Origin of the sequence: Pyxidicoccus caerfyrddinensis, from assembly GCF_010894405.1 — a bacterium.
Taxonomy (GTDB): Bacteria; Myxococcota; Myxococcia; order Myxococcales; family Myxococcaceae; genus Myxococcus; species Myxococcus caerfyrddinensis.
Window position 1 is genome coordinate 17,369 of sequence record NZ_JAAIYA010000044.1, and the last position, 13,130, is coordinate 30,498.

Sequence of the window (13,130 nt, forward strand, 5' to 3'; positions counted from 1 at the left end):
CGCGCTGACTTCCAGGTGAAGGTGCGTGGCTTCCGCGTGGAGCCGGGTGAAATCACCACCGTGCTGCGCGAGCACCCCTCCGTGCGCGAGGCCCTGGTGGTCGCCCGCGAGGACGTCCCCGGTGACAAGCGCCTGGTCGCCTACGTCGTGGGCGCAGCGGACCTCTCCGCGGACGCGCTGCGCGAGGCCCTCAGGGCCCGCCTGCCCGAGTACATGGTGCCCTCGGCCTTCGTCGCACTGGAGGCCATGCCGCTGACGCCCAACGGCAAGGTGGACCGCAAGGCCCTGCCCGTACCTGACGCCACCTCCTCGGCTTCCGAGTACGTCGCCCCCCGCACCCCCACCGAGGAGATTCTGGCCTCTCTCTGGGCCGCACTGCTTCGCGTGCCGCACGTCAGCGTGCAGGACGACTTCTTCGCCCTCGGCGGCCATTCCCTGCTCGCCACTCAAGTCGTGTCGCGCGTCCGCTCCGCCCTCGGAGTCGAGCTGCCCCTGCGCGCCCTCTTCGAGGCGCCCACTGTCTCCGCCCTCGCCGCCCGCATCGACTCCGCCCGCGACGCCGCCACCGGCCTCGAAGCCCCCGCCATCCTCCCGGTGCCTCGCACGGGGCCTCTGCCCCTCTCCTTCGCCCAGCAGCGCCTGTGGTTCATCGACCAGCTCCAGCCCGGCGGCTCCTCCTACTCCATGCCCCGCTTCGTGCGCATGGAGGGCCCCCTCGACGTGGCCGCCCTGCGCCGTGCCTTCGAGGAACTGGTGCTGCGCCATGAGGCGCTGCGCACCACCTTCACCCAGCACGAAGGACAGCCCCTCCAGCTCATTGCTCCTCACGCCGAGCTGCCGCTGAACGTCGTGGACCTCAGTGGCCTGGAGCCCCAGGCCGCTCGCGCGGAGCTGGAGCGGCAACTGCGCGAAGACACGCTCAAGCCCTTCCACCTCGCCACCGGCCCGCTGGTGCGCGCCGGCCTGTGGAAGCTGGGCACGGCGGAGCACGTGCTCTCGCTCAACATGCACCACATCGTCTCCGACGGTTGGTCCATGGGCGTGCTCGTGCGCGAAGTCGCCGCGCTCTACGACGCATTCGCTCACGGCAGGCCCTCGCCGCTTGCCCCGCTGGCCCTCCAGTACGCCGACTACGCCGTCTGGCAGCGTCAGTGGCTCCAGGGTGAAGTCCTCGACGCGCAGCTCGCATATTGGCGCGGCCAGCTGGCGGGTGCTGTTCCGCTACAGCTGCCCATCGACAAGCCCCGTCCGCCCATGCAGACGTTCCAGGGCGCCCAGGTCCCCATCGAGCTGTCGCTCACCACGTCCGGCAAGCTCAAGACCTTGAGCCAGCAGGAGGGCGCCACGCCCTTCATGCTGCTGCTGGCCGCCTTCCAGGTGCTGCTGTCGCGCTACTCCAGCCAGGAGGACATCTCCGTCGGCACGCCCATCGCGGGCCGTCAGCGCGGTGAGCTCGAAAACCTCATCGGCTTCTTCGTCAACAGCCTGGTCATGCGCGCGCGAGTGGACTCGCGCCTCACCTTCCGCGACCTGCTCCGGCAGGTGCGGGAGTCGGCGCTGGGAGCATACGCACACCAGGATGTGCCCTTCGAGCGGCTGGTGGAGGAGCTGCAACCCGCTCGCGACCTGAGCCGCAGCCCGCTGTTCCAGGTCTTCTTTGCTCTGCAGAACGTTCCCGCGGCCACGCTACGGAATGAGGAGCTGACGCTGAGCCCGATGGAGGTGGACAACCCCTCCATCAAGTTCGAGCTGCAGCTGAGCCTGGCGGACTCGCCCGAGGGCTACCAGGGCGTGCTGGGTTACAACACAGCCCTGTATGAGGCGGGCACCGCCGTGCGCATGGCGGAGCACTTCCGCACGCTGGTGGAAGCGCTGGCCTCCCAGCCAGATGCACCGATGGGGCGCATCCCCATGCTCGCGGCGGACGAGCGGCAGCAGGTGCTCGTGGAGTGGAACGCCACTGCCTCCGAGTACCCGCGCGGTTCCACCCTGCCCGAGGTCTTCGCGCAGGTCGTGGCCCGCTTCCCCGACAAGGTCGCCGTCGAGTTCGGCGACTCGAAGCTCACCTACCGAGAGCTGGATGAGCGTGCGAACCAGCTCGCGTGGCACCTGCGCGCCCTTGGCGTGTCCACTGACTCGCGCGTGGCGCTGGCCGTGGAGCGCTCGCTGGAGCTGATGGTCGCGTTGGTGGGCACCCTCAAGGCCGGCGGCGCCTACGTCCCGCTGGACTCCTCGTATCCGCGAGAGCGCCTTGCCGCGATGGTGGAGGACGCGCGCCCGACAGTGCTCGTCACCACGCGAGAGCTGCTGGAGAAGCTCCCCGCCGAAGGTCTGTCCACCGTCCTCCTGGGAGAGGTGTCTCTGGAGGGGCAGCCGAAGTCGGCGCCTCCTGCGGCTGCGCTGCCCAACAGCCTCGCGTACATCGACTTCACCTCCGGCTCCACCGGCAGGCCCAAGGGCGTCGGCACTCCGCAGGCCGCCGTCCTTCGCACCGTCTTCGGTGTCGACTACGCACACCTCGGGCCGGATGAAACCTTCCTCCTCATCGCGCCTGTCTCCTTCGACGCCTCCACCCTGGAGCTGTGGGGCCCGCTGCTCCATGGAGCGCGGTTGGTGGTCTTCCCACCCCATTCGCCTTCCGACTTGAAGGAGCTGGAGTCCGTGCTGGTGAAGCACGGCGTCACCACGCTCCACCTCACCTCCGGCCTCTTCACCCAGGTGGTGGACCACAACCCCGCCGCGCTTCGTGGGGTGAAGCAGTTGCTCACCGGTGGCGACGTGGTGAGTGCACCCCACGTGCGGCGCGTGCTGGAAGGAATGTTCATTCCGGTGACGGCCTGCTACGGCCCCACCGAGTCCACCCTCTTCGCCTCCTGCTTCCGCATGACGTCCGCAGAGCAGGTGGGCGCTGCCGTGCCCATCGGCCGTCCCATTGGCAACACGCAGGTGTACGTGCTGGACGCCTCCGGCCAGCCGGTGCCTTCCGGCATCACCGGAGAGCTGTTCATCGGCGGTGACGGCGTGGCCCGGGGCTACGTCGAGCAGCCCGCGTTGACGGCGGAGCGCTTCGTCCCCGACTCCTTCTGCTCCACGCCCGGTGCCCGCCTCTACCGCACGGGCGACCTGGCCCGCTGGCGCCATGACGGCGTGCTGGAGTTCCTCGGCCGCGCCGACGCCCAGGTGAAGGTGCGCGGCTACCGCATCGAGCTGGCCGAAGTCGAAGCCGCTCTCGTGTCCCACTCCATGGTGGCCGAAGCCGTCGCGCTGGTGCGCGAGGACGTCCCCGGTGACAAGCGCCTCGTCGGCTACGTCGTCGCCCCGGACTCCCTGGACTCCGCCGAGCTGCGTGCCTTCCTCAAGCAGCGGCTGCCTGAGTACATGGTGCCCTCCGCCCTGGTGCGCCTGGACGCATTCCCGCTCACGGCCAACGCCAAGGTGGACCGCAGGGCCCTGCCCGCCCCGGGGTCAGTAGCTTCCTCCTCGGCTGACACCTACGTCGCCCCGCGAACTCCCACCGAGGAGTTGCTCGCCGGCCTCTTCGCCCAGGTGCTGCGCGTGCCGCGCGTCGGCGTGCGCGACAACTTCTTCGAGTTGGGCGGCCACTCCCTGCTGGCCACCCAGCTCATCTCCCGCGTGCGCTCCACCTTCGGCGCGGAGCTGCCGCTTCGCGCCCTCTTCGAGGCGCCTACCGTTGAGGGGCTCGCCGGGAGCATCAACGCCGCCTCCGGAAGCCGTGCGCCCGCCATCGTCCCGGTGCCCCGCACCGGCGCGCTGTCCCTGTCCTTCGCGCAGCAGCGCCTGTGGTTCCTCGACCAGCTCGAGCCCAACAGCCCCGCCTACAACATGCCCGCCTTCGTGCGGCTGGAGGGGCCGCTCGACGCGGACGTGCTGCGGCGCAGCCTTGCCGCGCTGGTGCAGCGCCATGAGGCGCTGCGCACCGTCTTCACGCAGCACGAGGGACAACCCCTCCAGCTCATCGTGCCTGACGTCGAGCTGCCTCTCACCCAGATGGACCTGACCGGCCTCCCGCCGGAAGCCGCCCAGGAGGAGCTGCGAAGCCAGCTCCGAGAAGACAGCCAGCACCCCTTCAACCTCGCCACCGGTCCGCTGGTGCGCGCGGGGCTGTGGAAGCTGAGCCCCACCGAGCACGTGCTCGCGCTCAACATGCACCACGTCGTCTCGGACGGCTGGTCCATGGGCGTGCTGGTGCGGGAAGTGGCCGCGCTCTACGAGGCCTTCTCGGCCGGCCAGCCCTCGCCCCTGGCGCCGCTGCCGCTCCAGTACGCGGACTACGCTGTCTGGCAGCGGCAGTGGTTGCAGGGGGCGGTACTCGAAGCGCAGCTGTCCTGGTGGCGTCAGCAGCTCGCGGGCGCATCCACCCTGGAGCTGCCCACGGACAAGCCCCGTCCGCCCATGCAGACGTTCCGTGGCGACCGGGTTGCTGTCTCCCTGCCGCTCTCCGCCTCCGAGCAGCTCAAGGCCCTGTGCCAGCAGGAGGGCGCCACGCCCTTCATGCTGCTGCTCGCCGCCTTCCAGGTGCTGCTGTCGCGGTACTCCGGGCAGCAAGACATCTCCGTCGGCTCGCCCATCGCGGGCCGGCAGCGCAGTGAGCTCGAAGGGCTCATCGGCTTCTTCGCCAACACGCTGGTGTTCCGCGCCCATGTGGACGGCCGTGACTCGTTCCGGCACCTGCTGCGGCAGGTGAAGGACTCAGCACTGGGGGCGTACGCGCACCAGGACGTGCCCTTCGAGCGGTTGGTGGAAGAGCTGCAGCCCACGCGCGACCTGAGCCGCAGCCCGCTGTTCCAGGTGCTCTTCACCTTGCAGAACGCGCCCACGCCCGAGTCCACGCCGCGGAAGCAGACGCTGTCGCTGCACCCGTTGAAGGTGGAGAACTCCACGGCCAAGTTCGAGCTGCAGGTCGTCCTGACCGATACGTCAGAGGGCTACCAGGGCTCGCTGGGCTACAACACGGACCTGTTCGAAGCGCGCACCGCCGCACGCATGGCGGAGCACTTCCGCACGCTGGTGGCGGCGCTTGTTTCTCAGGCAGATGCACCGATGGGGCGCATCCCCATGCTCGCTGCGGAGGAGCGTCAACAGGTATTGGTGGACTGGAACGCCACCGCCGCCGACTACCCGCGTGACTCCACCGTGCCCGAGGTCTTCTCCCGCGTCGTGGCACGCTTCCCCAACAAGGTCGCCATCGAGTTCGGTGACGCCTCGCTCACCTACCGGCAGCTGGACGAGCGCGCCAATCAGCTCGCCTGGCACCTGCGCCGCCTCGGCGTCTCCACCGACTCGCGCGTCGCCGTCGCGCTGGAGCGCTCGCTAGAGCTCATCGTCACCCTGGTCGCCATCCTCAAGGCAGGTGGCGCCTACGTCCCGTTGGACCCGAGCTACCCCCGCGAGCGCCTCGCCGCCATGCTGGAGGACTCGCGCCCCCTCGCTCTCGTCACCTCCGGCGCGCTGCTGCCCAGGCTTCCCGCCGAGGCCGTCCCCACCGTGGTGCTCGAGTCCCTCTCCCTGGAGGGCCTGCCCACGCACGCGCCGCCTCTTTCGGCCCTGCCTGGCAGCCTCGCCTATGTCGACTTCACCTCCGGCTCCACCGGCAGGCCCAAAGGCGTGGCCATTCCGCAGGCCGCCGTCCTGCGCACCCTCTTCGGCATCGACTACGCCCACCTCGGGCCCGACGAAACCTTCCTCCACATCGCCCCCATCTCCTTCGACCCCTCCACCTTCGAGGTCTGGGGCCCGCTGCTGCATGGCGCGCGGCTGGTCATCTTCCCGCCCCACGCCCCCTCCGACGTCCAGGAACTGGGTGAGGTGATTACCGGGCGCGGCGTCACCACCCTGCTCATCACCGCTGGCCTCTTCTCCCAGTTGGTGGAGCACAACCTGCCCGCCATGCGGGGGCTGAGGCAGGTGCTCTCCGGTGGTGACGTGGTGAGCGCGCCCCACGTGCGCCGAGTGCTGGAAGAGCTGCGCATCCCCTTCACCGACTGCTACGGCCCCACCGAAGTCACCTTCGTCACCTCCTGCCACCGAATCACCGACGCCTCCACCCTGGGCGCCTCCGTCCCCATCGGCCGGCCCATCGGCAACACCCAGGTGTACGTGCTGGACTCCCACGGCCAGCCGGTGCCCCCCGGCGTCATCGGCGAGCTGTTCGCTGGCGGTGACGGCCTGGCCCGTGGCTACGTGGAGCAGCCCGCTCTCACCGCGGAGCGCTTCGTCCCCAATCCCTTCTCCTCCGTCCCCGGCGCACGCCTCTACCGCACCGGAGACCTCGCCCGCTGGCGCGCGGACGGCATCCTCGAGTTCGCCGGCCGCGCGGATGCCCAGGTGAAGGTGCGTGGCTACCGCATCGAGCTCGCCGAAGTCGAAGCCGCTCTCGTGTCCCACTCCATGGTGGCCGAAGCCGTCGCGCTGGTGCGCGAGGACGTCCCCGGCGACAAGCGCCTCGTCGGCTACGTCGTCGCCCCGGACTCCCTGGACTCCGCCGAGCTGCGCGCCTTCCTCAAGCAGCGGCTGCCTGAGTACATGGTGCCCTCCGCCCTCGTGCGCCTGGACGCCCTGCCCCTCACGGCCAACGACAAGGTGGACCGCAAGGCCCTGCCCGCCCCGGAGTCCCTGGCGTCCTCCTCGGCCGACACCTACGTCGCCCCGCGCACGCCCACCGAGGAGCTGCTCGCCGGTCTCTTCGCCCAGGTACTGCGCGTGCCGCGCGTGGGCCTCCACGACAACTTCTTCGAGCTCGGCGGCCACTCCCTGCTGGCCACCCAGCTCATCTCCCGCGTGCGCTCCACCTTCGGCGCCGAGCTGCCGCTTCGCACGCTCTTCGAAGCCCCCACACTGGAAGCACTCGCCCGGCACGTGGAGCAGGCCTCGCGCAACACCGGCCTGCCCGAGCTGACCGCGACGCCCGTGGGGCCCCGGGTGCCGCTGTCCTTCGCCCAGCAGCGCCTGTGGTTCCTCGACCAGCTCCAGCCCGGCACGGCCACCTACAGCATGCCGCACTTCCTGCGCCTGCGCGGGCCGCTGGACGCCTCCGCGCTGGAGCGCGCCTTCTCCGAGCTGGTCCGCCGCCACGACTCCCTGCGCACCACCTTCCATCAGGAGGCCGGTGAGGCGTTCCAGCTCATCGCCCCGCACTCGCCCTTCGTGCTCTCCGTCCTCGACGTGTCCTCACGCGAGGACCGAGAGGCCGAAGCCCGCCGCCTCGCCACGGAAGAGGCCCGGCGCCCGTTCCACCTCGCTTCCGGTCCGCTGCTGCGCGCACTGCTGCTGCGCCTGGACTCGCGTGAGCACCTGCTGCTGCTGAACCTGCACCACATCGTCTCCGACGGCTGGTCGCTGGACTTGCTGGTGCGCGAGCTGAGCACCCTCTACCGCGCCTTCACCGCCGGCCAGCCCTCGCCGCTCCCCGAGCTGCCCGTGCAGTACGCGCACTACGCCGTCTGGCAGCGCGCCTGGCTGCACGGAGACAGCCTCGAACAGCAGCTCTCCTGGTGGCGCCAGCACCTGGAAGCCGCGCCGCACGCGCTGGAGCTGCCCACGGACTTCCCACGTCCGCCCGTGCAGTCCTTCGCCGGCGCCAGCGTCCACTTCCAGCTGCCCGAGCCCCTGAGCCAATCGCTCCAGTCGCTCTCCCTCCAGCACGGCGCCACCCTCTTCATGACGCTGCTGGCCTCCACGCACGCGCTGCTGTCGCGCTACAGCGGCCAGGACGACATCGTCGTCGGCTCGCCCATCGCGGGCCGCCGCTTCGCCCAGCTCGAAGGCCTCATCGGCTTCTTCGTCAACACGCTCGCGCTGCGCTCGCGCCTGCACGACGACCCGTCCTTCTCCCAGCTCCTGTCCCGCGTCCGAGAGAACACCCTGGGCGCCTACGCCCACCAGGACGTCCCCTTCGAGAAGCTGGTGGAGGAGCTGCAGCCCCAGCGGGACCTGAGCCGCTCCCCGCTCTTCCAGGTGATGCTCGTCCTCCAGAATGCGCCCCGGCCGGCCGCCTCAGCGCAGCCCGACGCGCTGTCCGTGCTCCCCGTGGAGACGGAGAGCCTGGGCGGGGCGAAGTTCGACCTCACCTTCACGTTCAACCCGTCGCCCCAGGGGCTGATGGGCACGGTCACCTACAGCACCGCGCTGTTCCGTGAAGACACCGTGCGCCGGCTCGTCACCCACCTGCGCATGCTGCTGGAAGGCGCCGTGGCGCGGCCCGAAGCGCGCCTGTCCGAGCTGCCGCTCATGGACGCAGCCGAGCGCCAGCAGGTGCTGCTCGACTGGAACGCCACGCGCTCCGACTACCCGCGCGACGCCACCATCCACGAGTTGTTCCAGGCACAGGCCCGGCTCACGCCCGACGCGGTGGCCCTCGTCTCCGGCAACGAGCACCTCACCTACCGCCAGCTCGACGAGCGCGCAAACCAGCTCGCGCACCACCTGCGCTCGCTGGGCGTCGCTTCCGGCACTCCCGTCGCCGTGGGCCTGGAGCGCTCCTTCGAGCTCATCATCTGCCTGCTCGGCATTCTCAAGGCGGGCGGGGCCTACGTGCCCCTGGAGACGGCCTACCCGCGCGAGCGGCTCGCGCTGCTGCTGGAGGACTCGGGCGCCGCGCTGCTGCTCACCGACTCCCGTCTGGCCAGCCGCCTGCCGCCCTTCTCCGGCCGCACGGTGCTGCTGGACTCGGAGTCCGCCCTCCTCGCGAGCCAGCCCACCCACGCTCCCGAGTCCCCAACACAGGCCCTGGGGCTGGCCTACGTGATGTTCACCTCCGGCTCCACCGGCAGGCCCAAGGGAGTGATGGTGCCGCACCGGGGCGTGGTGCGCCTGGTGCGCGGCGCGTCCTTCATCCACTTCGGCCCCGAGCACGTCTACCTCCAGCTGGCCCCCGTCGCCTTCGACGCCTCCACGCTGGAAATCTGGGGCGCGCTGCTCCATGGCGCGCGACTGGTCCTCGCACCGCCGCACGCGCTCTCGCTGGAGGAGCTTGGCGCCCTGGTGCGCCAGCATGCGCCTTCCACCCTCTGGCTCACCACTGCGCTCTTCGAGCAGATGGCCCTGCACCAGGGTGAGGCGCTGGCCCGCGTGTCCCAGCTGCTGGCCGGTGGCGACGTGATGCCCGCCCAGCGCGTGCGCGAGCACCTCTCGCGCCTGCCGACGGACGCACTGTTCGTCAACGCCTACGGCCCTACGGAGAACACCACCTTCTCCACGACACACACCCTCCGCCCGCACTCGGTGGTGGGCCACTCCGTTTCGATTGGGCGGCCCATCTCGCAGTCCACCACCTACGTGCTGGACGCCTCACTCAGGCCGGTGCCGGTGGGCGTGCCCGGCGAGCTGTACGTGGGCGGAGACGGTCTGGCCTGGGGCTACCTGGGCCGGCCGGAGCTGACGGCGGAGCGCTACATCCCCGACGGCTTCAGCGACACCCCGGGCGCGCGCATGTACCGCACCGGCGACGTGGCGCGCTGGCAGGCGGACGGCACGCTCGAGTTCCTGGGCCGCGCCGACTTCCAGGTGAAGCTGCGTGGCTTCCGCGTGGAGCCCGGCGAAGTGGAAGCCGTTCTGCGGCTCCAGCCCGGCGTGCGCGAAGCGCTGGTGCTGGCGCGTGAGGACAGCCCCGGCGACAAGCGCCTGGTGGCCTACGTCGTGGGCGAACCGGAGGTCTCCGGGGACGTGCTGCGCGAGGCCCTCGCGGCCCGCCTGCCCGAGTACATGGTGCCCTCGGCCTTCGTCCTGCTGGAGTCCTTCCCGCTGACGGCGAACGGCAAGGTGGACCGCAAGGCCCTGCCCGCACCGGACGCCACGTCCTCCGCTGCCGAGTACGTCGCCCCCCGCACTCCCACCGAGGAGCAGCTCGCCGCCCTCTGGGCCGAGGTGCTGCGCCTGCCCCGAGTGGGCGTCCGCGACAACTTCTTCGAGGCGGGCGGCCACTCCCTGCTGGCCACCCAGCTCGTCTCCCGCATCCGCGCCAGCTTCGGCGTGGAACTGCCCCTGCGCGCGGTCTTCGAAGCCTCCACGCTGGAGGCCCTGGCGCGCCGGCTCGAAGTCTCGGTGCCGCAGGATTCCGCGCCGCCCCTGGTCGCGGTACCGCGCACGACTCCACCCCCGCTCTCCTTCGCGCAGCAGCGGTTGTGGCTCCTCGACCAGCTCGCGCCCGGTGGCGCCGCCTACAACATCCCCTTCGCGCTGCGCATGTCGGGCCGGCTGGACCTCGAGGCCCTGCGCCAGAGCTTCGAAGCGCTGGTGCATCGCCACGAGTCGCTGCGCACGACGTTCCGCGAGGACGCCTCGGGCCCCATCCAGGTCATCGCCCCGCCCGCCGCGCTGCCGATGGATGTCGTTGACCTGAGCCACCTGCCCGAAGACACGCGCCTGGCCGAAGTGCGCCGACTGGCGGCCGCCGAGGCCCTTCGTCCCTTCGACCTCGCCAACGGTCCGCTGCTGCGGGCCTCGCTGCTGCGCCTGGAGTCCGAGCACCACGTGCTGCTGATGACGATGCATCACATCGTCTCCGACGGCTGGTCCATGGGCGTGCTGGTGCGCGAGTTGGTCTCCGCCTACGAGGCCTTCTCCTCCGGTCGCACACCGCAGCTCGCCCCGCTTCCAATCCAATACGCGGACTTCGCCTCGTGGCAGCGCGGCTGGCTGCAAGGCGACGTCCTCCAAGAGCAGCTCGACTACTGGAAGCAACAGCTCTCCGGCGTGCCCGCCCTGTTGGAGTTGCCCGCCGACAGGCCCCGTCCCGCCGTCCAGTCCCCGCGTGGCGGCGCGTTGCCCGTCCACCTGCCCGTGCACCTGTCCGAGGCGCTCTCCGCCTTCTGCCAACGCGAAGGCGTCACGCCTTTCATGGCCCTGCTCGCCGTCTGGCAGGTGCTTCTCTCGCGCTACTCCGGCCAGGACGACGTCACTGTCGGCTCTCCCATCGCCGGCCGTACTCGCGCGGAGACCGAAGGCCTCATCGGCTTCTTCATCAACACCCTGGTGCTGCGTGCACGCGTGGCTCCTCGAGCCACCTTCCGCGAGTTGCTCGCCCAGGTGCGCTCCACCACCCTGAGTGCCTACGAGCACCAGCACCTGCCCTTCGAGAAGCTCGTCGAGGAACTGCAGCCTGCGCGCAGCTTGAGCCACTCGCCGCTCTTCCAGGTCATGCTGGTGCTGCAGAACGCACCGACCTCGGCGCTATCCGTGCCCGGCTTGTCCTTCCTCCCGCTGGAGAGCGAGGCCGAAGCCGCCAAGTTCGATCTGACCCTTTCGCTGACCCAGACGCCCCGGGGCCTGTCGGGCGCGCTCCGCTACCGCACCGACCTGTTCGACGCGTCCACCATTTCCCGCATGGTGGAGCACCTGAGCACCCTGCTGGAGGCCGTGCTCGCCTCGCCCGACGCACGCGTGGGTGAGTTGCCCATGCTCGCCCCCGCCGAGCGCACGCTGCTGCTCGAGTCCTTCAACGCCGCGGCGGAGCACGCTCCGTCGCTGAAGCCCCTGCACGCGCTCATCGAGGCGCAGGCCGCACTCCGGCCGACTCAACCCGCGGTGGCCTGCGAGGACCAGGTCCTCACGTACGCGGAACTGAACGCTCGGGCCAACCAGCTCGCCTGGCACCTGCGCTCGCTGGGCGTAGGCCCCGAGACGTGCGTGGCCCTGTGCCTGGAGCGCTCCGTGGACACGGTGGTGGCGCTGCTCGGCGTCTGGAAGGCTGGCGCGGCCTACGTCCCACTGGACCCGGCTCAGCCCGCCCTTCGCCTCCAAGCCCTGGTGGAAGAGGTCGCCGCACCCGTCGTGGTGACGGTGTCCCGCTACGCCGCCTCCTTCGCCTCCGCTTGCGTGCGGATGGATGACGACGCGGAGCTGCTGGCGAGCCAGCGCACGGATGCGCCGACAAGCGGCGTGTCCATGGACAACGTGGCCTACGTCCTCTTCACCTCGGGCAGCACCGGCAGGCCCAAGGGCGTCGCCGTCTCCCACGGGCAGCTCGCCCACTACGTCCACGCCGCCACCCAGCGCCTGGGCCTCGCCGACTGCTCCAGCTTCGCCCTCGTCTCCACCTTCGTCGCCGACCTGGGCAACACCGTCCTCTTCCCCGCTCTGTGCACCGGCGGCCTGCTTCACGTCCTCACTCACGAGCGCGCCAGCAACCCTGCTGGCGTGGCCGAGTACTTCCAGCGCCACGCCGTCGACTGCGTGAAGCTCGTTCCCTCTCACCTCGCGGCCCTCATGACGGCGGCGGAGCCCCACCACGTCCTGCCCCGCAAGAAGCTGGTGCTCGGCGGTGAGTCCTCCTCCTGGGCCCTCATGGAGCAGGTGCGCGCGCTCGCGCCTGACTGCGAGGTCTTCAACCACTACGGCCCCACCGAGACGACGGTGGGCGTGCTCGCCGGCCGCCTCGAGTGGCCCACTGCCGGCTCCTCACCGGCCACCGTGCCGCTTGGCCGCCCCCTGGCCCACTCGCGCCTGTACGTCCTCGACGAGCACCTGCAGCCCGCACCCATTGGAGTGCCAGGAGAGCTGTTCATCGGCGGCGCCCAGGTGACGCGTGGCTACCTGCACCGCCCCGAGCTGACGGCGGAGCGCTACGTGCCCGACCTCTACTCTCCGGTGCCCGGCGCGCGCATGTACCGCAGCGGCGACAAGGTGCGCTGGCTGGAAGACGGGCGCGTCGAGTTCATCGGCCGCGCCGACTTCCAGGTGAAGGTGCGTGGCTTCCGCGTGGAGCCCGGTGAAATCGCCACCGTGCTGCGCGAGCACCCCACCGTGCGCGAGGCCCTGGTGGTGGCCCGCGAGGACGTCCCCGGTGACAAGCGCCTGGTCGCCTACGTCGTCTCCTCTGAGGCAGTGCCCACGGAGTCCCTGCGCGCCTTCCTCCAGGAGCGACTGCCGGCCTACATGGTGCCCTCGGCCTTCGTCGCACTGGAGGCCATGCCGCTGACGCCCAACGGCAAGGTGGACCGCAAGGCCCTGCCCGTGCCCGACGCCACCTCCTCGGCTTCCGAGTACGTCGCCCCTCGCACGCCCACCGAGGAAATCCTCGCCTCCCTCTGGGCCGCACTGCTTCGCGTCTCACAGGTCAGCGTGCAGGACGACTTCTTCGCCCTCGGCGGCCACTCCCTTCTCGCCACTCAAGT

Annotated in this window: 1 protein-coding gene (cut by both window edges); it reads left to right on the plus strand. The window is 70.6% G+C overall.

Positions 1-13,130, plus strand: part of the annotated coding region (locus tag G4D86_RS49725; protein ID WP_164002736.1) for a non-ribosomal peptide synthase/polyketide synthase (this coding region is incomplete at its 5' end). Its footprint runs off both ends of the window (14,502 nt to the left, 17,110 nt to the right); 13,130 of its 44,742 annotated nt are in view.